Source organism: Streptomyces sp. SP18CS02 (genome assembly GCF_036322365.1).
In the GTDB taxonomy this organism is placed as follows: domain Bacteria; phylum Actinomycetota; class Actinomycetes; order Streptomycetales; family Streptomycetaceae; genus Streptomyces.
In genome coordinates, this window is the sequence record NZ_JAQYXC010000289.1 from 213,986 (window position 1) to 237,524 (window position 23,539).

Here is a 23,539-nt window from a genome sequence, read left to right on the forward strand (position 1 = left end):
GTCTGAGGCGCGCAGGCCCGCAGCGCAACCTTTAGCATACGGGGGCAGCCGGGCAGGGTCAATGCGCGAAGGCGCACACCCGGGGCGGAATGTCGCATACCCGGCACAACTATTGTTTCGCGAGGCCAAGATGGCCGCGGCGGACACTGTTCATACGCACCTGTGCTCCCGGCGGGGCACGCGGTCGCGCACCGGTCGGGGGCGGGCGGGCCGTACGCGCTGGTGCGCAAACTACAACGGCGGGCGAGATGATCCAAGAGTACGAGCCTGATGCGACCCGGCGTGACGCCGGCGAAGCGGAGAGCAGCCGGGCGAGCCGCGGCTGGTGGGACCGGAACGCCGACGAGTACCAGTCGGAGCACGGGGCCTTCCTGGGCGACGACCGGTTCGTCTGGGGACCCGAGGGACTGGACGAGGCGCGGGCCGGGCTCCTGGGGCCGGCGGAGTCGCTGAAGGGGCTCGACATCCTGGAGATCGGCGCCGGCGCCGCGCAGTGTTCGCGCTGGCTGGCCGCGCAGGGGGCCCGCCCGGTCGCGCTCGACCTCTCCCACCGCCAGCTCCAGCACGCGCTGCGGATCGCCGACCCCGCCCTGCCGGTCCCGCTCGTCGAGGCGGACGCGGGCGCGCTGCCCTTCCGTGACGGCTCCTTCGACCTGGCGTGCTCGGCCTACGGAGCGGTGCCGTTCGTGGCCGACCCGGTCGGGGTGTTCCGCGAGGTGCGGCGGGTGCTGCGGCCCGGGGGCCGCTGGGTGTTCTCCGTGACCCATCCGATCCGCTGGGCGTTCCCGGACGAGCCGGGGCCCGAGGGCCTGTCCGTCGCCGCCTCCTACTTCGACCGCACCCCTTATGTGGAGCAGGACGACGAGGGGCGCGCGGTGTACGTGGAGCACCACCGGACCCTCGGGGACCGGGTGCGGGACGTCGTCGCGGGCGGTTTCCGGCTGGTGGACCTGGTCGAGCCGGAGTGGCCGGACTGGAACAGCCAGGAGTGGGGCGGCTGGTCCCCGCTGCGCGGCCGTCTGATCCCCGGCACGGCGATCTTCGTGTGCGAGCGCGCGTGATCCGTGACGAGGGCCTGGGCCTTCCCGTACGCACCGCTCTGCCGGCGCTGGAGCGGGCGCTGGCCGAGCACGGCGCGGCCGTCCTGTGCGCGCCGCCGGGCACCGGCAAGACCACGCTCGTGCCGCTGACGCTGGCCGGACGCGGCAAGCGGGTCGTGGTGGCCGAGCCGCGGCGGATCGCCGCGCGGGCGGCGGCCCGGCGGATGGCCTGGCTGCTCGGCGAGCCGGTGGGGGGCCGCGTCGGTTTCACCGTGCGGGGCGAGCGGGTGGTGTCGGCGCGCACCGAGGTCGAGGTGGTGACCACGGGCGTACTGCTGCAGCGGCTCCAGCGCGACCAGGAGCTGACCGGGGTCGACGTGGTCATCCTCGACGAGTGCCATGAGCGGCATCTGGACGCGGACACCGTGGCGGCGTTCCTGCTGGACGTGCGCGAGAACCTGCGCCCGGAGCTGGAGCTGGTGGCGGCCTCCGCGACGACGGACGCCGAGGGGTGGTCGCGGCTGCTGGGCGACGCGCCGGTGGTGGAGGCGGCCGGGGTCGCGCATCCGGTGGACGTGGTGTGGGCTCCCCCGGCGGCAGCGGTGCGGCCGCCGCACGGGATGCGGGTGGACCCGGCGTTGCTGACGCACGTGGCGTCGGTCGTACGACGGGCGCTGGCCGGGCACTCCGGCGACGTGCTGTGCTTCCTGCCGGGCGTCGGGGAGATCGCGCGCGTGGCGGGGATGCTGGGCGACCCGGGTGCGGACGTCCTCCAGGTGCACGGGCGGGCGCCCGCGGCAGTGCAGGAGGCGGTACTGGCTCCGGGGCCCCGGCGCAGGGTCGTGCTGGCGACGGCGGTCGCCGAGTCGTCGCTGACCGTGCCGGGCGTGCGGGTGGTGGTCGACTCGGGCCTGGCACGTGAACCCCGGGTGGACCACGCGCGGGGCCTGAGCGCGCTGACGACGGTGAGGGCGTCGCGCGCCGCGGCCCGGCAGCGCGCGGGCCGGGCGGGGCGCGAGGCGCCGGGTGTGGTGTACCGGTGCTGGGACCGGGCGGAGGAGGCGCGGCTGCCGTCCTTCCCCGCGCCGGAGATCCAGGTGGCGGACCTGGCGCGGTTCGCGTTGCAGGCCGCGGGCTGGGGCGATCCGGACGCGTCCGGGCTCGCCCTGCTGGACCCTCCGCCGGCCGGTGCGATGGCGGCCGCCCGGACCGTGCTGGCCGCGATCGGCGCGGTGGACGGGTCGGGCCGGGTGACGGACCGGGGCGTGCGGATGTCCCGCCTGGGGCTGCACCCGCGGCTGGCCCGGGCACTGCTGGACGGTGCTCCGCTCGTGGGTGCCCGGCGGGCGGCCGAGGTGGTGGCGCTGCTGAGCGAGGAGCCGCCGCGCGCCTACGGCGACGACCTCGCGGCGGCCTGGCGGGCGGCCCGCCGGAACACGGACGCGTACGGGGCCCGCTGGCGCCAGGAGGCACGGAGGCTGGCGGGGCAGCTGGACCGGGGCGTCGCGGGGGAGCGCGACGTGGCCGGTGAGCTCACCGACGACGCCGTCGTGGGCACCGTCACCTCTCTGGCGTTTCCGGAGCGGGTGGCCCGCGCACGGGGTGAGGGAACGTTTCTGATGGCGTCCGGGACGGGTGCCGAGCTCGGCGAGGGGTCCCGGTTGCGCTCCGCGCCCTGGCTCGCGGTGGCGGTCGCGGACCGGCCGGTGCACGCCGCGTCCGCCCGGGTGCGGCTCGCGGCCGTGGTCGACGAGGACACCGCCAGGGCCGCTGCCGGACGGCTGCTCGTCGCGGGCGACGAGGTGCGCTGGACGGACGGCGACGTCGTGGCGAGGTCGGTGGAACGGCTGGGCGCCGTGGAACTGGCCGTACGGGCGCTGAGGGACCCGGACCCAGCCCTCGTGCGCGGCGCGCTGCTGGACGGGCTGCGGGCGGAGGGTCCGGGGCTGCTGCGCTGGTCGAGGGAGGCGGCGGAGCTGCGCCCGCGGCTGGCGTTCCTGCACCGGGAGCTGGGCGCGCCGTGGCCGGACGTCTCGGACGCCGCTCTGCTGGACCGGGCCGGCGAGTGGCTGGAACCCGAGCTGTCCCGCGCGCGGCGGCGGGCGGACCTGGGGCGTATCGACGCGGGGCAGGCGCTGCGGCGCCTGCTGCCCTGGGCGAGCGGTGAGGCGGGCCGTCTCGACGAGCTCGCCCCGGAGCGGATCGAGGTGCCGAGCGGGTCGCGGATCCGGGTCGAGTACGGCGGTGGGCAGCCCGTCCTCGCGGTGAAGCTCCAGGAGATGTTCGGCCTGACGCGGTCGCCCCGGGTCGCGGGCGTACCGGTCCTGGTCCATCTGCTCTCCCCGGCCGGGCGGCCGGCCGCCGTCACGGCCGATCTGGCGTCCTTCTGGCGTGAGGGCTACCGCTCGGTACGCGCGGAGCTGCGCGGCCGCTACCCGAAGCACCCGTGGCCGGAGGATCCCTCCACTGCCGAGCCGACGCGTTTCACGAAGGCACGGACCGAACGGCGCTGAGCCGGCGTCCCGCGCCGGCTGCCGGAAACCGCGCACCGCCCCTCCGTCGTGCGGAGGGGCGGTGCGGGTGTGCGGTCTCCGCGGCGCCCTCGGGTCAGGCGACCGTGAGCTCGACGGTCAGGGTCGCCCCGCCGGCGGTCGTCAGGCGCAGCAGGAAGGTGCCGGTCTGCTCGTCCGCGTACATCTTCGGCAGCGTGAGCACGCCGTCCGCGTCGGTCCTGAGCTCGGTGAGGGTACGGACCGGATTGCCCTGCTCGTCCTTGAACCAGGGGCCCTTGTCGTTGGCCTTCGGGTCGTCCGCCGCTGTGATCATGGTCGCGGTCACGGCGACGCCGGGTGCGACGGCTCCCTTGTACGTCGCCTTCACCGTGACCTGCCCGGTGAACTCCGCGCCGGGCGCGGCCGTGAGCGCCTTGTCGTCGGCCCGGCTCAGGCCGTCGGCCTGGCGGGCGGTGACGGTCGCGGTGTAGTCGACGCCGGGCAGGGTCCGGCCCGTGAGGGTGGCCCGTACGACGAAGTCACCGGTCCGCTCGCCCGCCTGGAGCGCGGGTGCCGCGGCGGTTCCGTCGGCCCCCGTGACGACGGTGGCCTTGGTGAGGGCCCCGGGGAAGCGGGAGTCCGTCTCGCCGACGATCGCGAAGGTGACGGGGACCTTGGCGACCGGCTTGCCCGCCGCGTCGACCGCGCGGATCTCGGGGCTCTCCTCGAACCGGCTGCCCGCCGTCGCGGTGAGCGTCCCGGTGCCCGCGTCCGTGAGGCGCGCCACGGTCCCGGAGGGCGAGGGGGCAGGCGTGGGCGGGGGTGTCGGGGTGGGCGTGGGCGTACCGGTGCCGCCTCCGGGCTTGCCGGGTGCCGGCTTCGACGGGCCCGGGGTGGGCTTCGAGGGGCCCGGGGTGGGCTTCGAGGGGCCCGGAGTGGGCTTCGGCGTGGGGGTCGGGACAGGGGTCGGCGTGGGGGACGGGGTGGGCGTGGTGCCGGTCCCGGTCCCGGAGTCGCTGCGGCCGCCCGGCAGGGCGCCCGTGCCGTCGGGGATCTCGTGGCTGGCGTTCTTGTAGTACTCGAACCAGGAGAGCACCGTGCGCAGGTATTCCCGCGACTGGTTGTAGCTGAGGATCGCCTTGTCGAGGTCCGCCTTGAGCGCCAGGTCGCGGTTGTTGGCGCAGAGGTACATGCCGGCGGCCTGTGCGGCGTCGTAGATGTTGTTGGGGTCCTTGCGGCCGTCGCCGTTGCCGTCCTGGCCCCAGGTCGCCCAGGTGGCGGGGATGAACTGCATCGGCCCGACCGCGCGGTCATGGGTCCTGTCGCCGTCGAACGCGCCGCCGTCGGTGTCGGAGATGTTGGCGAAGCCGACGCCGTTGAGGACCGGCCCGAGGATGGGCGAGAAAGTGGTGCCGTTGGCGTCGACCCGGCCGCCGCGCGCCTGCCCCGACTCGACCTTCCCGATGCCCGCGAGGAGCTGCCAGGGGAGGTTGCAGCCCGGGTCCTTGCTCTTGAGGTGCTGCTCGGCCTGCCGGTACGCCGCGAGCACGGTCGCCGGAATGCCTGCTTCCGCAGGGCCCGTCGCCGCCGGGAGGTCTATCGAAGTGCCCGGCTTGCCGGGCGTGTTGAGGGGCGGCAGATCGGTGTAGTACGGCGAGTCGCCGGTCGCCGAGCCGCCACCGGCGGACGGCGGGGTGGCGTCCGCGGCCTGGTCGCCCCCGCCGGCGGAGGGCACGACACCCGGCGCCTGTGAGGCCGAGAGCGCGGCCACCGCCGCCGCGGCCACGGCGGTGCTCGTGGCCCCCTTGCGCAAACGACGGCCGATCTGCGCTGCCATGTCCATGGTCCCTCCCCGTCGACGTCTGCCCGCGCTCCCCAGCGCAAGGACACAGGCGACCCTACGTCAACTCGGGGCCCTGGGATACCGCCTCCTGACCGCTTTTCACGCTTTCGTCACCTGTACGTCGCCCGGTTCGTCACACCTGAACTTCCCCCATACTGGGCGTCATTCACCAGGGGGCGGCCCCAGGGCCGACGGGGACAGGGACCACGGGGGGGCACCACCGCCATGCCGTTCACGCTCAGCCATGCCGCGGCCGTACTGCCGGGCATACGGAGGTCGGGCGCCGCGCGCGGTCCGCTCGTCGCCTCGGCGCTCGTCGCGGGATCGTTCTCACCTGATATGACGTACTTCGCGGACTCCCTGGTCCCGGGCGCGATGGGGTTCGGTGACGTCACGCACGGCGTGGGGGGCGTCCTCACCGTCGACGCGGCCATCACCTTCGTCATGGTGGCGGTGTGGCTGATGGTCCGTGAGCCGCTTGTCGCGTTGCTGCCCGGCCGCTGGCGGGGGCGGGTGCACACGCTGCTGCGCGGCCGGCCGTGGCGGGACCGGCGACCGGTCGCGCTGGCGGCGTGGGGCTATGCGTCGGCCGTGCTCGGCGCCACGACGCATGTGGTGTGGGATCTGTTCACGCATCCGGGACGGTGGGGCACACAGGTGCTGCCGGTGCTGGGGGAGGTCGTGGGCGGTTTCCCGCTGTATCTCCACGCGCAGTACGGCGGGTCCGCCCTGGCGCTCGTCGCGCTGGTGTGGTTCACGGGCAGTGCGCTGAGGCGGGTACCGGCGGGGACCCCGGCTCCGGGGGCGGTGCCGGTCCTGGGCCGCCGGGGGCGCGTGCTGGCCGCGGCGCTGCTGGCGGGGTGCCTGGCGGCGGGGGCCGTGCACCGCTGCCTGCGCTGGTACGCCTACTGGGGGCGGATCGAGACGCCCCTGGACATCATTCCGACCGCCTGCTTCGGCGCGGGAGCGGGACTCGCGGTCGGGCTGCTCCTGTACGGGGCGGGAATGCGCCTGCGTCCGGCCCGCACCCGTGCTGGGTCTCTCCCCGCGGATTCCGTTCCGGCGTCGACGGCCTCCTCGCGCCGGGACTGACCGGGCGGGCCCCGCCCCCGTATCCCCGCCTGCCTGGTCCGGCCTGCCTGGTCCCGCCTGTCTCATCCCGCCTCCGGCATCCCCGGGACGGCACCCGGCGCCCGTGCCGCGCGCCCGGGGCGGACGCCGAAGGGCGTCACGCGGCGCCCGCCGGTGCGTCCGCCCCGGGCCGGGGCGGACGCACGGGGTGTCAGTGCGCGGCGGACTCCCAGTCGGGGCCCACGCCCACCGAGACGTCCAGCGGCGCGCGCAGGACGACCGCGGCCGACATCTCGCGACGGACGATCTCCTCCACCCGCTCGCGCTCCCCCGCGGCCACCTCCAGGACGATTTCGTCGTGGACCTGGAGCAGCATCCGGGAGCGCAGTCGCGCCTCCTCCAGCGCCCGGCCGACGTTCAGCATGGCGACCTTCACGATGTCGGCGGCGGTGCCCTGGATCGGGGCGTTGAGCGCCATCCGCTCGGCGGCCTCGCGGCGCTGCCTGTTGTCGCTGTTCAGGTCGGGCAGATAACGGCGGCGGCCGAGCATCGTCTCCGTGTAGCCGGTGGCACGGGCCTCGTCGACGACACGGCGCAGGTAGTCGCGCACTCCGCCGAACCGCTCGAAGTACGTGTCCATCAGGGCCCGCGCCTCACCGGCCTCGATGTTCAGCTGCTGGGAGAGGCCGAAGGCGGAGAGGCCGTACGCCAGGCCGTACGACATGGCCTTGATCTTGCGGCGCATCTCCGCGTCGACCGCCGAGCGCTCCACACCGAAGACCTGGGAGGCGACGGTGTTGTGCAGGTCCTCGCCCGAGGCGAACGCCTCGATCAGGCCCTCGTCCTCCGACAGGTGCGCCATCACCCGCAGCTCGATCTGGCTGTAGTCGGCGGTCATCAGCGACTCGAAGCCCTCGCCGACGACGAAGCCGTGGCGGATGGCACGGCCCTCGTCGGTGCGGACGGGCACGTTCTGCAGATTGGGGTCGGTGGACGACAGTCGTCCGGTCGCCGCGACCGTCTGGCTGAACGTGGTGTGGATCCGGCCGTCGGCCGCGATCGTCTTGATCAGCCCCTCGACGGTGGAGCGCAGCCGGGCCTGCTCGCGGTGGCGCAGCATGATGACCGGCAGCTCGTGCTCGGTCTGCCCGGCCAGCCAGGCCAGGGCGTCGGCGTCGGTGGTGTAACCGGTCTTGGTCTTCTTCGTCTTGGGGAGGTTCAGCTCACCGAAGAAGACCTCCTGGAGCTGCTTGGGCGAGCCGAGGTTGAACTCGTGGCCGACCGAGGCGTGCGCCTCCTTGACCGCCTGCTGGACGGCGCCGGCGAACTGCTGCTCCATGGCCTCCAGGTGCGCGCGGTCGGCGGAGATGCCGTGCCGCTCCATCCGGGCCAGCAGCAGCGAGGTGGGCAGCTCCACGTCGTGCAGCAGCTCGGTCGCGCCGACCTCGTCCAGCTTCTCGCCGAACGCGTCGCCGAGGTCGAGGACCGCGCGGGCCTGCGCCATCAGCGCGTCCGCCTCGGCGTGCTCCTCCTCCGTGCCGAAGGCCAGCTGCCCGTCGGCGGCGGCCGGGGCCAGCTCGCGGTGGAGGTACTCGACGGAGAGGGCGTCCAGGGCGAAGGACCGGCGGCCGGGCTTGACCAGATAGGCGGCGAGCGCCGTGTCCATGGTGATGCCGGCGACGTCCCAGCCGTGCTCGGGAAAGACCCGCAGGGCCTCCTTGGCGTTGTGCATGACCTTGGGCCGGTCGGGGTCGGCCAGCCAGGCCGCGAAGGCCCGCTCGTCGGCCTCGTCCAGCTGGGTCGTGTCGAACCAGGCCGCCTTCCCGCCCCCGTGGCCCTCGGTGCCGGAGGCGCCCCCGGCGGCCGCCAGCGCGACCTCGCTGACGTTGCCGACGCCCAGGGCCCAGGTGGCGACGGTCGCCACGCCGAGCGGCTGTCCGCCGTGCCGCTCCAGCCAGGGAGCCAGCTCGCCGGCGCCCAGCACGTCGCCGTCCACCTCGACGCCCGCCTCGGGCGCCGGGGCCTCTTCCTCCTCCGCACCGGGGTCGACCGCGAGGAGCCGCTCCCGCAGGCTGGGGTTGCGGATCTCCAGGACCTCCAGGAAGCCCTTCAGGGCGGTGCGGTCGTAGGGCGCGCGCTCCAGCTCGGCGACCGCCTTGGGCAGCTCGACGTCACGGACCAGCTCGGTCAGGTGCCGGTTGAGCCTGACCGACTCCAGGTGGTCGCGCAGGGCCTGGCCGACCTTGCCCTTGACCTCGTCGGCACGCTCCACGAGCTCCGCGAACGAGCCGAACTGGTTGATCCACTTCGTGGCGGTCTTCTCACCGACACCGGGGATGCCCGGAAGGTTGTCGGACGGGTCGCCGCGCAGCGCCGCGAAGTCCGGGTACTGCCGGGGGGTGAGGCCGTACTTCTCCTCGACCTTCGCCGGAGTGAAGCGGGTCAGCTCGGAGACGCCCTTGGTCGGGTACAGCACGGTCACATGGTCGGAGACCAGCTGGAAGGAGTCCCGGTCGCCGGTGACGATCAGCACCTCGAACCCCGCGGCCTCGGCCTGCGTGGCGAGGGTGGCGATGATGTCGTCGGCCTCGAAGCCGTCCACCGCGAACCGCACCGCGTTCATGGTGTCGAGGAGCTCGCCGATCAGCTCGACCTGCCCCTTGAACTCGTCGGGGGTCTTGGAGCGGTTCGCCTTGTACTCGGGGAAGTCCTGCGAGCGCCAGGTCTTGCGGGACACGTCGAAGGCCACGGCGAAATGCGTGGGCGCCTCGTCGCGCAGCGTGTTCGCCAGCATCGACGCGAAGCCGTAGATGGCGTTGGTCGTCTGACCGCTCGCGGTCGTGAAGTTCTCCGCGGGCAGCGCGAAGAACGCCCGGTACGCCAGGGAGTGCCCGTCCATGAGGAGCAGGCGGGGACGGTTGTCTTCGGTCTTCTTCGATGCTGTCTCAGCCACGGACACGATCCTGCCACGGACCACCGACAATCCCGACCGGCCGGGACCGGGCGGGAGCCCCTGTCGGTGGCGCGTGACAGGATCGTGGGTGTAGCGCACAAGCAGCGAGCTCGAAGGAGAGCGCGATGGCCAGCAAGCCGCCCGCGGGTGACCCGGTCCAGGACGCACCGCAGGTCGGGGCGGTGCAGCACGCGGCCGCGGGGCTGCCCGCCGTCGCCCACACACTGCGGATCTCCCAGCAGCAGATGGGGGTGCGCCGCACGGCGCGCACGCTGCTCAAGGTCAATCAGAAGGACGGCTTCGACTGTCCCGGCTGCGCCTGGCCCGAGGGCGACAAGCGGCATGTCGCGGAGTTCTGCGAGAACGGGGCGAAGGCCGTCGCCGAGGAGGCGACGCTGCGCCGTGTCACCCCGGACTTCTTCGCCGCCCACCCCGTCGCGGACCTCGACGCGCGCAGCGGGTACTGGCTGGGGCAGCAGGGCCGGATCACCGAGCCGATGTACCTGCCGGAGGGCGCGGACCGGTACGAGGCGGTGAGCTGGGAGCGCGCGTTCGCGATCATCGCGGAGGAGCTGAGGGCGCTCTCCTCCCCCGACGAGGCGCTCTTCTACACCTCGGGGCGCACCAGCAACGAAGCGGCGTTCCTGCTCCAGCTCTTCGCCCGCGAGTTCGGCACCAACAATCTGCCGGACTGCTCGAACATGTGCCACGAGTCGTCCGGCTCGGCCCTGACGGAGACGATCGGCGTCGGCAAGGGAAGCGTCTCGCTGGAGGATCTGCACCGCGCCGACCTGATCATCGTCGCGGGACAGAACCCCGGCACGAACCACCCGCGGATGCTCTCGGCGCTGGAGCAGGCCAAGTCCGCCGGCGCGAAGATCATTTCGGTGAATCCGCTGCCCGAGGCGGGTCTGGAGCGGTTCAGGAACCCGCAGACCCCGCGCGGCATGCTCAAGGGCACCGACCTCACCGATCTCTTCCTGCAGATCCGCATCGGCGGCGACCAGGCCCTGTTCCGCCTGCTGAACAGGCTGATCCTCGACACCCCGGGCGCGGTCGACGAGGAGTTCGTCCGCGACCACACGCACGGGTACGACGCCTTCACGACCGCCGCGCGGGCCGCCGACTGGGACGAGACCCTCGCCGCCACGGGCCTGGAGCGCGACGAGATCGAGCGGGCCCTGGGCATGGTCCTGGCCTCCGAGCGCACCATCGTGTGCTGGGCCATGGGCCTCACCCAGCACAAGCACTCCGTGCCGACCATCCGCGAGGTGGTCAACTTCCTGCTGCTGCGCGGCAACATCGGACGCCCCGGCGCCGGTGTCTGCCCCGTGCGGGGCCACTCCAACGTGCAGGGCGACCGCACGATGGGCATCTTCGAGCGGCCCTCGGCCGCGTTCCTGGACGCCCTGGACAAGGAGTTCGGCATCACCTCCCCCCGCCACCACGGGTTCGACGTCGTCCGGTCCATCCAGGCCCTGCGCGACGGCGAGGCGAAGGTCTTCTTCGCCATGGGCGGCAACTTCGTCGGAGCGACGCCGGACACCGAGGTCACCGAGGCGGCGATGCGCCGCGCCCGGCTCACCGTGCACGTGTCGACCAAGCTGAACCGGTCGCACGCGGTCACCGGCACGCGCGCGCTGATCCTGCCCACCCTGGGCCGCACCGACAAGGACCTGCGCGGCGGCGCCTCCGGCGGGAAGGGGGTGGCGCAGTTCGTCACCGTCGAGGACTCGATGGGCCTGGTGCACGCCTCCCGGGGCAATCTCCCGCCCGCCGGCCCGCGTCTGCTCTCCGAGCCCGCCATCGTCGCCCGCATGGCGCGGGCCGTGCTGGGCGCGGGTTCGACGACGCCGTGGGAGGAGTTCGAGCGGGACTACGCGACGATCCGCGACCGCATCTCCCGCGTGGTCCCCGGCTTCGAGGACTTCAACACCAGGATCGCCCGTCCCGGCGGCTTCGCACTGCCGCACGCCCCGCGCGACGAGCGGCGTTTCCCCACCGCGACCGGCAAGGCCAACTTCACCGCCGCCCCCGTCGAGTACCCCCGGGTCCCCCAGGGCCGGCTGCTGTTGCAGACGCTGCGCTCGCACGACCAGTACAACACCACGATCTACGGCCTCGACGACCGTTACCGGGGCATCAAGGGCGGCCGCCGCGTGGTCCTGGTCCATCCGGACGACGCCCGCGAGCGGGGCCTTGAGGACGGCGCGTACACCGACCTGGTCAGCGAGTGGACCGACGGCACCGAGCGCCGGGCGGCGGGCTTCCGGGTGGCCCACTACCCGACCGCCCGGGGCTGCGCCGCCGCGTACTACCCCGAGACGAACGTCCTGGTGCCCCTGGAGTCCACCGCGGACGTCAGCAACACCCCCGCCAGCAAGTCCGTGATCGTGCGTCTGGAACAATCACCGTCCGCCTGAGCGTTCGCTTAGGCGGCTGACGACGTACGACGACGAACGGAGCCGGGCCCATGGGTGAACAGACAGGCGTGAAGTTCCCGCAGGAGGTTCTCGACGAGTACGCCGCGCTGGGAGTCGACCTGCCCGCGCTGTTCTCCGCCGGGCACCTCGGCAACCGCATGGGCGTGCAGATCGTGGAGGCGTCCGCCGAGCGGGTCGTCGGCACCATGCCGGTCGAGGGCAACACCCAGCCGTACGGGCTTCTGCACGGCGGGGCCTCCGCCGTGCTGGCGGAGACCCTCGGCTCGGTCGGTTCGATGCTGCACGGCGGCGTGTCCAGGATCGCCGTGGGCGTCGACCTGAACTGCACCCACCACCGGGGAGTCCGCAGCGGGCTGGTGACCGGCGTGGCCACCCCCGTCCACCGGGGCCGCTCCACCGCCACGTACGAGATCGTCATCACCGACGAGCAGGACAGGCGGGTCTGCACCGCCCGTCTGACCTGCATGCTGCGCGAGGTCTCCGCCAAGGACGCCGAGCGGGTCACCGGAGCCGCCGCCGGCTGACTCCCCGCAGGCCGGCCGGGAGCCGCCCGTACCCGGACGGCCGCCGTACGCGGACGACGGCCGGGCCGGAAGCCGCTCGGAGCCCCCGGGCCGGCCGCCGCCGGGGCGGGCGAGCCCGCGCCGGCCGGGGCGCGTCCGGCGGGCCCGTCGGCGCTCCGGGCGAGGCCCGGCCGGGACGGGCGCGTGGTCGCTGGGACGACGGGCGAGATCGGAACGAGAGGCCCTAACGCCCCGCGGGTGCGACGGGCGCCACCGGCAGGGTGATACGGGCCGCCCCGGCGCGGACGGTCGTCCTCGTCCCCGCCGGATGGCGCAGCGTGTAGTCGTGGTCCGTCGAGATGAGCACCACGCCCAGCCGGTGCCCCTTGCCGAAGACGTGGTCCTGGGGCTGCATGTCCCACTCCAGCCGGTACTCTCGCCCCTCCACGACCGGGCTCTGGCGGGCGAGGGAGTCACGGTTGCGGACATCCAGCCACCCGCGCGTGACGATCTTGAAGTCGGCGGTCTCCGTGCGGTGACGGGTCCGGTACGCGCAGCCCGTGTCGCCCGGGACGCCCTGGCCGTAGCAGACCGGCGCCGTGGTGTCCGCGACCGTCCCCGCGGTCGCCCTGGTGGCCGTCCCGTAGTCGACGAGCAGCGCCGTCAGATACGGCGACGTCCCGGCCACCGACGCCCGGACCGACATCGACGGCGCGCCGCTGAGCCGGAGGTCGGCGGGGAGCGGCCCGGTGGTGTAGGCGAGCCGGCCGGGGTTCACGGCGTCCGGGTCCGCCACCAGCTGTTCGGCCCGGACGGTGCGGCCCGTGTCCGTCATGGTCTGCCGCACGGGCCGGCCGGGCAGCGGCGACAGCCCGTCCGCGTTCAGCCGCAGCGTCACCTCACGGGTGCCCCGCGCCGGCCAGTCCGGCTGCGTACGCCAGGTGAAGTCCGCCTGCTCGACATCGACCCGCGGCTCTCGCGTCACACCGTTGTCCACGTCGTACAGCCAGTGGTCGAACCACTGGTGCAGCTGGGTCAGCCACTCCTCCATGCGCAGCGGCATCGGGTTGCTGTGCCCGGCCTGGTGCAGCCACAGCTTGCGCGGCACACCGCTGCGCCCCAGCTCCTCCCAGAGCCGTCCGGCCTGCCGGGTCTTCACGTTCCAGTCGTTGAGTCCGTGCACCAGGAAGACCCCGGCCTCGATCCTCCGTACGTCCTTGAGATAGTCCCGCTCCCGCCAGAACCGGGAGTGGTCACCGCTCGCGCGGTCCTGCCGCGCGGTGAGCCGGTCCAGCACGGGTGCGCAGATCTGCCGGTCGGCGCGACTGTAGACGGCCTTGGCGAGGACGTCGGTGTCCTCGCCCTGGAAGCCGCCGGGCGCGAGGACGCCGCCGTTCGCCCGGTAGTAGTCGTACCAGGAGGAGATCCCGGAGATCGGCACGATCGCCTTCAGCCCCTGGACGCCCGTGGCCGCGACAGCGATGGGCAGGGTCCCGTTGTACGAGATCCCCATCATCGCGGCGTTGCCGGTGGACCAGTCGGCGGTGACCGGCCGCCCCTGCGGGTCCCAGCCCTTCGCCCGGCCGTTCAGCCAGTCCACCGCCGCCTTCGCGCCGAGCGTCTCCTCATGGCCGCCGGACGTGGGGCAGCCGGTCGATCCGCCCGTACCGATGCTGTCGAGCTGTGCGACGGCGTAGCCGCGGGGCAGGAAGTAGTTGTCGGTGTAGCCGGGGAAGACGACGGCCGGGGCGGAGGCTCCGGCCGCCACCGCGGCGTCCGTGCCCGAAGCGGCGGGCGCCTCGGCGAGCCGGCCCGGGGCGGCCGCGAGCAGGCCGGGCAGCCGCTCGGGCCCGCCGGGCCGCGCACCGGCCGGCAGCCCGTCCTCCTCCACGTCGACGTCGTGGAACGGGACGTCGTTGCCGCCGCCCCAGTAGGGACTCGCCTCGATGACGGTGGCGACGCGCAGACCCGCGTCGGTCTCCTTCGGCCGCAGGATCCGCATCCGTACGGTGTCCCGCTCGCCGTCGCCGTCGCTGTCCGTCTCCGTCCGGATGTCCACGAGCTGGTGGACCGCGTCCGCGCGGGAGAAGACCGGCTGGGTGGAACCATCGACGATCCTCAGCCCGGGGGCCGGTCCGGCCGTCGCCGCGGGCGGGGGAAGAACCGCGACCAGCGAGACCGCCAGCACGGCCACGCCGAAGCGCCGGACGGTGCGGAAGGAACCTGTTCCGACGGCTCTCGCCATCGTGGATCTCACCATCGTGCCTGCCTCCAGAGGCCGGAGAATGTGACGATCACGCGGGAAGCGCGCACACATTCCACCGCTTCCACATCTGTCGCACCAGACCGCAACTTCCTTTTCCCAAGCGGCTGTTGTGTCACCCATGGTCACCACCTAGCGTTCCTTCATGAGGTTCACGGGCAGAGGGACGGGCACTTCGCGCGCCTCGGCCGGACCTGCGACGCACACACCGCCCACCACACCGACGGCGGACGGCCGTTCGGGCCGCCGTCGGCCCGCCTCACCGGGGCGGACGGCCACGGCCGGGCACACGGGCACGGCGGAACCCGCCGGCACCCCCCACCGGGCGGCGGCGGCGAGCGGTGGCACGGGGACGGCAGGGGTCCGGAACCGGACGGGTCCGCCCGAGGCGCAGTTGACGACCCGTGACACCCTTCCGGCCGAGGCTCGGGACGTCGGGGAGCGCGAAGAACGTTTTCCGGCACCGCGGTTGCCGAGGCGAAGGGCCGGGCGGCGCCGCGAGGCGGCCGACGGCGCGAGCGGAGGCCCCGGGAACCGGGTGCCACCCGCCACGATGAGTGCCGGACCACCCCTCCGGGCGACCGGAATCCGGAGGGCGTTACCCGGAAGCCGGTGCCGGGACCTGCGAGGACGATCCCCGCTCGATCGGATCGACACTCCATGCCGTAACACTGCGTAACAATCGCGAAACGAGAGATCGGACTCGCCCCCACCGCGGGCCGCGCCCGCCGAAGAGCCCGCCGACCCCTCCGCGGCCTCCGGCGCGTCAGCAGCAAGATCCACTCAAGCCCCTGAGCGGAACTGGGCGTTCTCAGCATGTGAACACTTGGGGGACGACCGGAAAGCCCGCTTCTGTACACACACTGACCACGAGCTCTCCCCTCCGGCATAACAAGACAGTCACATCCTGTCCTTCACCGGTCCCCGACTCCATCAGCTGCGCTTAGAGTCACCGCCAGTCACCGCGCCGCCGGGCGCGTCTGCTTCACAGCCCCTTCAGCACCCCAGTACGGCCCGGCGACCAAACGGCACCTCAGTTCGAGGAGGCCGCGCCAGGGAAAGGATTCACTCGTGCGACACCGTTCCTTGCTCATACTCACCACCGTGATCACCACGGGGGCACTCACCCTCACCGCCTGCGGGTCGCGCGACGACAGCAAGGGCAGTGGCGGGAACGACGGAGGCAAGACCACCGTCGTGATCGGAGTCGACGCACCGCTCACCGGATCGCTTTCCGCGCTCGGCCAGGGCATCAAGAACTCGGTCGACCTCGCGGTCAACACCGCCAACAAGAACAACGAGGTCCCCGGCGTCGAGTTCAAGATCGAAGCCCTCGACGACCAGGCCGTACCCGCCTCCGGTCAGGCCAACGCCACCAAACTGGTCGGCAACAAGGACGTCCTCGGCGTCGTGGGCCCGCTGAACTCCGGCGTCTCCCAGTCGATGCAGGGCGTCTTCAACACCGCCAACCTCACCCAGGTCTCCCCGGCCAACACCAACCCGGCCCTGAGCCAGGGCGACAACTGGGGCAAGGGCGAAAAGAAGCGGACCTTCGCCACCTACTTCCGTACCGCCACCACCGACGTCGTCCAGGGCAAGTTCGCCGCCCAGTACCTGTACAACGACGCCAAGAAGAAGAAGGTCTTCGTCGTCGACGACAAGCAGACCTACGGCGCCGGCCTCGCCTCGATCTTCGCCAAGGAGTTCGAGCGCCTCGGCGGCACCATCGCCGGCACCGACCACGTCACGGTCAAGGAGACCGACTTCTCCTCCACCGCCGACAAGGTCAAGGCCTCCGGCGCGGACTCCGTCTACTTCGGCGGCCAGTACCCCGAGGGCGGCCTCCTCTCCGACCAGATCAAGAAGACCGGGGCCAAGATCCCCACCATGGGTGGCGACGGCATCTACGACCCGGCCTTCATCAAGGCCTCCGGCGTGGCGAACGACGGCGACCTCGCGACCTCCGTCGGCTACCCGGTCGAGAAGCTCCCGACCGCCAAGAAGTTCATCGCGGACTACAAGGCCGGCGGCTACAAGGACCCGTACGCGGCGTACGGCGGCTACTCCTACGACGCCGCGTGGAGCATCATCCAGGCCGTCAAGGCGGTCGTCGCGGACAACGACGGCAAGGTGCCGGCCGACGCCCGCAAGAAGGTCGTCGAGGCCATGTCCAAGGTCTCCTTCGACGGTGTGACCGGCAAGGTCTCGTTCGACGAGTTCGGCGACACCACCAACAAGCAGCTCACCGTCTACTCGGTGAAGGGTGCCGACTGGACCGACGTCAAGTCCGCGACCTTCGAGGACTGACCGGACGACCGACCCGGGAGGAACCGGCCCAGCGGCCCCTCCCCCACCACCCACCGAATTGAACTCAGCCGCGCGAGGGCGCAAACAGCGCCCTCGCGCGGACTCATATCCGACAAGCTCATCGGAGGCCCTGCGGTGAACGAACTGCCGCAACAGCTGGCCAACGGCCTTGCCCTCGGCGCCCTCTATGGTCTCATCGCCATCGGGTACACCATGGTCTACGGCATCGTCCAGCTCATCAACTTCGCCCATGGCGAGATCTTCATGATCGGGGGCTTCGGCGCCCTCACCACCTACATATGGCTCCCCAGCGGAACCAGTCTCCTGGTGGCGATACCACTCATGATCATCGGCGGCGCAATTGCCTCCGTCGCCGTCGCCACGGCCGCGGAGCGCTTCGCCTACCGGCCCCTGCGCACCGCACCACGGCTCGCCCCGCTCATCACCGCCATCGGTCTGTCCATCGCCCTGCAGCAGATCGTCTGGGGCTTCTACCCCGAAGCCAAGGCGGCCCGGAGCTTCCCCGAGTTCACCGGGGACTCCTTCAAGATCTTCGACAACCTCGCCATCCAGCGCGCCGACGCCTTCGTGCTCGTCCTCGCCCCGCTGTGCATGCTCGCCCTCGGCCTCTTCGTCTCCAAGAGCCGCAGCGGCCGCGCCATGCAGGCCACCGCGCAGGACCCCGACACAGCGAAGCTGATGGGCATCAACACCGACCGCATCATCGTGATGGCCTTCGCCATCGGCGCCGCCTTCGCAGCGGTCGCCGCGGTCGCCTACGGCCTGGACAAGGGCCAGATCAACTTCGAGATGGGCTTCATCCTCGGCCTGAAGGCCTTCACCGCCGCAGTGCTCGGCGGCATCGGCAACATCTACGGCGCCATGGTCGGCGGCGTGGTGCTCGGCCTCGCCGAAGCCCTGTCGATCGCCTACATCGAGGAAATCCCCGGCATGCAGCAGCTCGGCGGTGGCGCCTGGTCCAACGTCTGGGCTTTCGTACTCCTCATCGTCGTACTCCTCGTCAGGCCGCAGGGCCTGCTCGGTGAGCGCGTCGCGGATCGGGCGTGAGAACGATGACCACCGACACCACCAAGACGGCCGATGCCGCACAGGACGTCTCCCGAGCCACCGCACTGCGCTGGGTGACCGCTCTCGGCGGCGCAGCCACCGTCGCCAGCACCTTCCTGGCCTGGACCTGGACCGACGCGTTCCCCGGCGACCTCACCGTCACCGGCTACCCCGGCGGCCTGCAGGTCCTCACCCTCACGGCCGGCGCACTCATCGCCCTGTACGCACTCGCGGCCCTCGGCATCAAGGGCCTCGGCTGGCTGGCCCCCGCCGGAACCACCAAGGCCCTCAAACTCCTCGCCCTCGGCGGCTTCGCCACCACCTGGTTCACCCTCGTCGCCATCACCGTCGAACTCGGCGGCGTCGTGAACCTGGAGCCCGGCGGCTACGTCGCCGCCGTGGCCACCGCGATACCCCTCGCCGCCGCGTTCCTGCTCCCCGACGACACCCGCAAGGCCGCCAAGCCCAAGGCCCTCCCCTCCTGGGCCGAAATCCTGATCATCGTCGCCGCGTTCGCCGTCGGCCTCTTCGTGATCACCTACGGCATCGACACCGAGTACGCCGAACTCTTCACCGGCTACCTGATCACCGTCGGGTTCGCCGTCGCCGCGCTCATGAAGGCCGGTCTCGTCGCCCGGCTCTCGGCCGTCACGGCCAAGTACCGCCAGGTCACCGTCATCTCGGCCTTCGTCGCCGCCGCGACCTTCCCCTTCACCCAGAGCACCGACCAGTACACGCTCGTCGCGGTCAACATCCTCATCTTCGCGACCGTGGCACTCGGCCTGAACGTCGTCGTCGGCCTCGCCGGCCTGCTCGACCTCGGATACGTCGCCTTCCTCGGCGTCGGCGCCTACACCGCCGCCCTCGTCTCCGGCTCGACGGCCTCCGCCTTCGACCTGCACTTCCCCTTCTGGGCCGCGGTGCTCACCGGCGCCATCGTGTCGCTGATCTTCGGCGTCGTCATCGGCGCCCCGACACTCCGCCTGCGCGGCGACTACCTCGCCATCGTCACCCTGGGCTTCGGAGAGATCTTCCGCATCGCCATGGGCAACCTCGACGGCGTCTCCGGCCCGCAGATCACCAACGGCCCCAACGGCATCCCGAACATCCCCGACCTCGAATTCTTCGGGTTCAACTTCGGGCAGCCCCACACCGTGCTCGGCATCGAACTCGGCGCCTACGCCAACTACTACCTGCTCATGCTGCTCGCGACGATCCTCGTGGTCCTCGTCTTCAGCCGCGCCGGCAGCTCCCGCATCGGCCGCGCCTGGGTCGCGATCCGCGAGGACGAGACCGCCGCCACCGCCATGGGCATCAACGGCTTCCGCGTCAAGCTCATCGCCTTCGCCCTCGGCGCCACGCTCGCCGGCCTCGCCGGCACCGTCCAGGCACACGTCCAGCACACCGTGGTCCCCGAGATGTACCAGTTCGCCGGCCCCGTACCGCCCAACTCGGCCTTCCTCCTGGCGGCCGTCATCCTCGGCGGCATGGGCACCATCAGCGGACCGCTCCTCGGCGCCACGCTCCTCTACATGATCCCGGCCAAGCTCCAGTTCCTCCAGGACTACCAGCTGCTCGGCTTCGGCATCGCCCTCATCCTGCTCATGCGCTTCCGCCCCGAGGGGCTCATCGCCAACCGGCGCGCCCAGCTCGAGTACCACGAGACCGACCAGACCGACACACCGGAAAAGGGACTCCCCGACTCCGCCGTCGGCGTCGCCAAGGCGGGGGCGTGAAGAACATGACGACCACGACCAGCACCACCACCAGCACCACCACGACCCAGGCCGTCCTCGAGGCCAGCGGCGTCACCATGCGGTTCGGCGGCCTCACCGCCGTACGCTCCGTCGACCTGTCGGTCAACGCCGGAGAGATCGTCGGCCTCATCGGCCCCAACGGCGCCGGCAAGACGACCTTCTTCAACTGCCTCACCGGGCTCTACGTCCCCACCGAGGGCAAGGTCAGCTACAAGGGCACCGTCCTGCCGCCCAAGCCGCACCTGGTCACCAAGGCGGGCATCGCCCGCACCTTCCAGAACATCCGGCTGTTCGCCAACATGACCGTCCTGGAGAACGTCCTGGTCGGCCGGCACACCCGGACCAAGGAAGGACTCTGGTCCGCCCTCGTCCGCGGCCCCGGCTTCAAGAAGGCCGAAGCCGCCTCCCACGCCCGCGCCATGGAACTCCTGGAGTTCATCGGCCTGGAGCACAAGGCCGACCACCTCGCCCGCAACCTGCCCTACGGCGAGCAGCGCAAGCTGGAGATCGCCCGGGCCCTCGCGAGCGACCCCGGCCTGCTGCTCCTCGACGAGCCCACCGCCGGCATGAACCCGCAGGAGACCCGGGCGGCCGAAGAGCTCATCTTCGCCATCCGGGACATGGGCATCGCCGTCCTCGTCATCGAGCACGACATGCGCTTCATCTTCAACCTGTGCGACCGGGTCGCCTGCCTCGTCCAGGGCGAGAAGCTCATCGAAGGCACCGCCTCGGTCGTCCAGGGCGACGAGCGCGTGATCGCCGCCTACCTCGGAACGCCCTTCGAGGGCGCGCCGGGCGCGGAGGAGGCCGCCGAGGTCGAGGCCGCCGAGGCACACGCCGGGGCTGCGGCCGACGCGGAGACCGAGGCCAAGACCGAGGCTCCGGCCGAGGCGGGCCCCGAGGCCAAGACCGAGGCTCCGGCCGAGGCGGACCCCGAGGCCAAGACCGAGGCGGCCACGGAGGCGGACGCAGAGGCCGACGCCCCCGCCGAGGCCGAGGCAGAAGCCGGGACCGAGGCCGAGACCGCGCCCGCGCCCGAAGCCGAGACCGCGCCCGCGCCCGAAGCCGAGGCTGACACCGGGACCGCCACAGAGGCAGGGGCCGACGCCCCCGCCGAAAGCACGGCCGACACGGACCCGGAAGCCGCCGCGGCGACCGAGGCCGACGCCGGGAACGAAGCGCCGGACACGGCCGAAGCGCGGGACACGGAGGACACCACGCCCTCGTCCCCGACCGGGAAAGCGCCCAGCACCACTGAAGGAGACTCGAAGTGACCGCTCTCCTGGAGGTCGAGGACCTCAGGGTCGCCTACGGCAAGATCGAGGCCGTCAAGGGCATCTCCTTCTCCGTCGAGGCCGGCCAGGTCGTCACCCTCATCGGCACCAACGGCGCCGGCAAGACCACCACGCTGCGCACCCTCTCCGGACTGCTCAAGCCGACCAGCGGAAAGATCATCTTTGATGGGAAGCCCCTCGGCGGCATTCCCGCTCACAAGATCGTCGCGCTGGGGATGGCCCACTCCCCCGAAGGCCGGCACATCTTCCCGCGCCTGAGCATCGCCGAGAACCTCCAGCTCGGAGCGTTCCTGCGGAGCGACAAGGAAGGCATCGAGAAGGACATCCAGCGCGCCTACGACCTCTTCCCCATCCTGGGCGAGCGTCGCAAGCAGGCCGCGGGCACCCTCTCCGGCGGTGAGCAGCAGATGCTCGCCATGGGCCGGGCGCTGATGTCCCAGCCCAAGCTGCTGATGCTGGACGAGCCGTCCATGGGCCTCTCCCCGCTCATGATGCAGAAGATCATGGAGACCATCTCCACGCTGAAGGCGGAGGGCATGACGATCCTGCTCATCGAGCAGAACGCGCAGGCCGCCCTCTCCCTGGCGGACTACGGGTACGTGCTGGAGGTCGGCTCCATCAAGCTGTCCGGCACGGGCGAGGACCTGCTCCACGACGACGAGGTCCGCAAGACCTACCTCGGCGAGGACTGAGCCGCGGGCACGGTGCCCTGGACACCGTGCCGCAGGCACAAGGCAGGAGGCCCGCCCCCGCGATCCGCGGGGACGGGCCTCCTGCACGTCGTCCGGGGGCTACTGCCCCTTCGCGGCCTTCTTCTCCTCGGCGTCCTCGATGACCGCCTCGGCGACCTGCTGCATCGACATGCGCCGGTCCATCGACGTCTTCTGGATCCACCGGAAGGCCGCGGGCTCCGACAGCCCGTACTGCGTCTGCAGGATGCTCTTCGCCCGGTCCACCAGCTTGCGGGTCTCCAGCCGCTGGGAGAGGTCGGCGACCTCCTTCTCCAGGGCCTTCAGTTCGGCGAACCGCGACACCGCCATCTCGATCGCGGGAACGACGTCGCTCTTGCTGAACGGCTTGACCAGGTACGCCATGGCACCGGCGTCCCGGGCCCGCTCGACGAGGTCGCGCTGGGAGAAGGCGGTGAGCATCAGCACGGGGGCGATCGATTCACCGGCGATCTGCTCGGCGGCCGAGATCCCGTCGAGGACCGGCATCTTCACATCGAGGATGACCAGGTCGGGCCGGTGCTCCCGGGCGAGTTCCACGGCCCGGGCACCGTCACCGGCCTCGCCGACGACCGAGTAGCCCTCTTCTTCGAGCATCTCTTTGAGGTCGAGGCGGATGAGGGCCTCGTCCTCGGCGATGACGACGCGGGTCGTCATCGGCGGGACGTGCGACGTGTCGTCGTCGGCTGCGACGGGCTGGGGCGACTCGGGGGCGCTCACGGGGGCTCCTCGTTCGGGGCGTGGTACTGCATGAAGAAGCCTACCTAGCTGCTGGCTCCACTGGTCACCGGGTACACTCCGACTGGCAACCTCGCCGGGTTGGCGCAACTGGCTGACGCGGAGGTCTCAAACACCTCTGTCCGAAAGGACGTGTGGGTTCGAATCCCATACCCGGCACCATCTCCTGAAGCGGACGCTCACCTTCGCGTGATTGTCCGCTTTTTGCTACCCATGGACACCGTGCGTTGCGCAGAGTGAGCGCATGTACTTTCACGGCACAGACGTACGACAGCACGCGCTCACCCTGCTGCGCGGCGGCGCCAGGAACGCGGATGTGGCACGCACGCTCAACGTCCCCACCGGCACGATCAGCTACTGGAAGCACGTGGACCGCGCGAAACGCGGCGAGTGTCCGGGCCGTTCCATCCCCAAGTGCCCGCGCTGTGACGGACGGGACCTGAACGAGGAGGCGTACGCGTACCTCCTGGGGCTGTATCTGGGCGACGGGCACATCGTCCAGAACCGGTCAATGAGAGTGCCCAGCCTCTCCATCACGTGCGACGACAGCTGGCCTGGGCTCATCAACGCGTGCGTGGACGCCATGCGCGCCGTATTGCGCGGGAACTCCGTCTCCACAGTGCAGCGGAAGGGCTGCCAGGAGGTGAAGATCTACTCGCGGCATCTGTTCTGCCTCTTCCCCCAGCACGGCCCCGGCAAGAAACATGAGCGGCCCATCGTCCTCCAGGGCTGGCAGCAGGGCATCGTCGACGCCTTCCCCTGGGAGTTCGTCCGGGGGCTCATCCACTCCGACGGCTGCCGGATCACCAACTGGGCGACCCGGGTCGTCGGCGGGGAGCGGAAGCGGTACGAGTACCCGAGGTACTTCTTCACCAATGCGTCCGACGACATCCGTCGGCTCTGCACCGACACTCTCGACGGACTGGGGGTCGAGTGGACGCACTGCACCCGCCGGGGCGATCCGTACACCGTCTCCGTCGCCCGACGCGCGTCCGTCGCGCTCATGGACGCGCACGTCGGGCCGAAGTACTGAGCGG

Annotated in this window: 14 protein-coding genes, 1 tRNA gene and 1 pseudogene; 12 read left to right on the forward strand and 4 right to left on the reverse strand. The window is 71.8% G+C overall.

Annotation, left to right across the window (positions count from 1 at the left end; genetic code table 11):
- Nucleotides 1–248: 248 nt before the first annotated feature.
- Together PUR26_RS21370 and hrpB are read left to right on the forward strand one after the other, a co-directional pair.
- Nucleotides 249–1,061: a class I SAM-dependent methyltransferase gene (locus tag PUR26_RS21370; RefSeq protein ID WP_329874049.1), complete on the forward strand. Its 813-nt coding sequence runs from the start codon at nucleotides 249–251 to the stop codon at nucleotides 1,059–1,061.
- Entirely contained in the window at nucleotides 1,058–3,553 is a 2,496-nt protein-coding gene (gene hrpB, locus PUR26_RS21375; RefSeq protein ID WP_329874050.1) for an ATP-dependent helicase HrpB, read from the forward strand. Before PUR26_RS21370 ends, hrpB begins: the two co-directional genes overlap by 4 nt.
- Before the next feature lie 94 nt (nucleotides 3,554–3,647).
- Here the strand turns inward: hrpB and PUR26_RS21380 are convergent, their stop codons facing one another.
- A complete protein-coding gene (locus PUR26_RS21380; protein ID WP_329874051.1) occupies nucleotides 3,648–5,369 on the reverse strand; it encodes a lytic transglycosylase domain-containing protein in 1,722 nt (573 codons plus the stop codon).
- 231 nt (nucleotides 5,370–5,600) lie between these two features.
- Between PUR26_RS21380 and PUR26_RS21385 the strand changes: the two genes are divergently transcribed.
- The gene (locus PUR26_RS21385) at nucleotides 5,601–6,467 is read left to right on the forward strand and encodes a DUF4184 family protein (protein ID WP_329874052.1); all 867 of its coding nucleotides are present in this window, start codon (nucleotides 5,601–5,603) and stop codon (nucleotides 6,465–6,467) included.
- A gap of 190 nt (nucleotides 6,468–6,657) precedes the next feature.
- Here the strand turns inward: PUR26_RS21385 and polA are convergent, their stop codons facing one another.
- Nucleotides 6,658–9,345 (reverse strand): DNA polymerase I, encoded by a 2,688-nt coding sequence (gene polA, locus PUR26_RS21390; protein WP_329874286.1) that lies wholly within the window; start codon nucleotides 9,343–9,345, stop codon nucleotides 6,658–6,660.
- Between the two features lie 179 nt (nucleotides 9,346–9,524).
- Between polA and PUR26_RS21395 the strand changes: the two genes are divergently transcribed.
- Together PUR26_RS21395 and PUR26_RS21400 are read left to right on the forward strand one after the other, a co-directional pair.
- A complete protein-coding gene (locus PUR26_RS21395) occupies nucleotides 9,525–11,822 on the forward strand; it encodes an FdhF/YdeP family oxidoreductase (protein WP_329874053.1) in 2,298 nt (765 codons plus the stop codon).
- 50 nt (nucleotides 11,823–11,872) lie between these two features.
- Complete coding sequence (locus tag PUR26_RS21400; protein WP_329874054.1) at nucleotides 11,873–12,367, forward strand: PaaI family thioesterase; 495 nt, start codon at nucleotides 11,873–11,875, stop codon at nucleotides 12,365–12,367.
- Between the two features lie 223 nt (nucleotides 12,368–12,590).
- Here PUR26_RS21400 and PUR26_RS21405 read toward each other — a convergent pair whose 3' ends face one another.
- Nucleotides 12,591–14,591: a Xaa-Pro dipeptidyl-peptidase gene (locus tag PUR26_RS21405; RefSeq protein ID WP_329874055.1), complete on the reverse strand. Its 2,001-nt coding sequence runs from the start codon at nucleotides 14,589–14,591 to the stop codon at nucleotides 12,591–12,593.
- Between the two features lie 1,089 nt (nucleotides 14,592–15,680).
- Between PUR26_RS21405 and PUR26_RS21410 the strand changes: the two genes are divergently transcribed.
- The 5 genes and pseudogenes from PUR26_RS21410 to PUR26_RS21430 all read left to right on the forward strand — a co-directional run bounded on the left by PUR26_RS21410 (nucleotide 15,681) and on the right by PUR26_RS21430 (nucleotide 21,728).
- Entirely contained in the window at nucleotides 15,681–16,916 is a 1,236-nt protein-coding gene (locus tag PUR26_RS21410; protein WP_329874056.1) for a branched-chain amino acid ABC transporter substrate-binding protein, read from the forward strand.
- Between the two features lie 135 nt (nucleotides 16,917–17,051).
- Nucleotides 17,052–17,984, forward strand: coding sequence for a branched-chain amino acid ABC transporter permease (locus PUR26_RS21415; RefSeq protein WP_329874057.1), 933 nt, complete (start codon nucleotides 17,052–17,054; stop codon nucleotides 17,982–17,984).
- A gap of 5 nt (nucleotides 17,985–17,989) precedes the next feature.
- Nucleotides 17,990–19,720 carry a branched-chain amino acid ABC transporter permease gene (locus PUR26_RS21420; protein ID WP_329874287.1) on the forward strand — a complete coding sequence of 577 codons (1,731 nt, stop codon included), beginning with the start codon at nucleotides 17,990–17,992 and terminating at the stop codon, nucleotides 19,718–19,720.
- A 5-nt stretch (nucleotides 19,721–19,725) separates the two neighbouring features.
- Nucleotides 19,726–20,814, forward strand: a pseudogene (locus tag PUR26_RS21425) (ABC transporter ATP-binding protein); the annotation flags it as partial.
- Between the two features lie 197 nt (nucleotides 20,815–21,011).
- Nucleotides 21,012–21,728: an ABC transporter ATP-binding protein gene (locus PUR26_RS21430; RefSeq protein ID WP_329874058.1), complete on the forward strand. Its 717-nt coding sequence runs from the start codon at nucleotides 21,012–21,014 to the stop codon at nucleotides 21,726–21,728.
- Nucleotides 21,729–21,827: 99 nt separating this feature from the next.
- Here PUR26_RS21430 and PUR26_RS21435 read toward each other — a convergent pair whose 3' ends face one another.
- Nucleotides 21,828–22,484: an ANTAR domain-containing response regulator gene (locus PUR26_RS21435; RefSeq protein WP_329874059.1), complete on the reverse strand. Its 657-nt coding sequence runs from the start codon at nucleotides 22,482–22,484 to the stop codon at nucleotides 21,828–21,830.
- Between the two features lie 93 nt (nucleotides 22,485–22,577).
- Here PUR26_RS21435 and PUR26_RS21440 point away from each other — a divergent pair.
- Both PUR26_RS21440 and PUR26_RS21445 read left to right on the forward strand, forming a co-directional pair.
- A tRNA-Leu gene (locus PUR26_RS21440) sits at nucleotides 22,578–22,664 on the forward strand.
- An 82-nt stretch (nucleotides 22,665–22,746) separates the two neighbouring features.
- Nucleotides 22,747–23,535 carry a helix-turn-helix domain-containing protein gene (locus PUR26_RS21445; protein ID WP_329874060.1) on the forward strand — a complete coding sequence of 263 codons (789 nt, stop codon included), beginning with the start codon at nucleotides 22,747–22,749 and terminating at the stop codon, nucleotides 23,533–23,535.
- Nucleotides 23,536–23,539 lie beyond the last annotated feature (4 nt).

Coding starts and splice junctions, on each gene's coding strand:
- PUR26_RS21370 (WP_329874049.1), top strand. CDS start 249: ATGATCCAAGAGTACGAGCCTGATGCGACCCGGCGTGACGCCGGCGAA.
- PUR26_RS21380 (WP_329874051.1), bottom strand. CDS start 5,369: ATGGCAGCGCAGATCGGCCGTCGTTTGCGCAAGGGGGCCACGAGCACC.
- PUR26_RS21385 (WP_329874052.1), top strand. CDS start 5,601: ATGCCGTTCACGCTCAGCCATGCCGCGGCCGTACTGCCGGGCATACGG.
- polA (WP_329874286.1), bottom strand. CDS start 9,345: ATGGACGGGCACTCCCTGGCGTACCGGGCGTTCTTCGCGCTGCCCGCG.
- PUR26_RS21395 (WP_329874053.1), top strand. CDS start 9,525: ATGGCCAGCAAGCCGCCCGCGGGTGACCCGGTCCAGGACGCACCGCAG.
- PUR26_RS21400 (WP_329874054.1), top strand. CDS start 11,873: ATGGGTGAACAGACAGGCGTGAAGTTCCCGCAGGAGGTTCTCGACGAG.
- PUR26_RS21405 (WP_329874055.1), bottom strand. CDS start 14,591: ATGGCGAGAGCCGTCGGAACAGGTTCCTTCCGCACCGTCCGGCGCTTC.
- PUR26_RS21420 (WP_329874287.1), top strand. CDS start 17,990: ATGACCACCGACACCACCAAGACGGCCGATGCCGCACAGGACGTCTCC.
- PUR26_RS21445 (WP_329874060.1), top strand. CDS start 22,747: ATGTACTTTCACGGCACAGACGTACGACAGCACGCGCTCACCCTGCTG.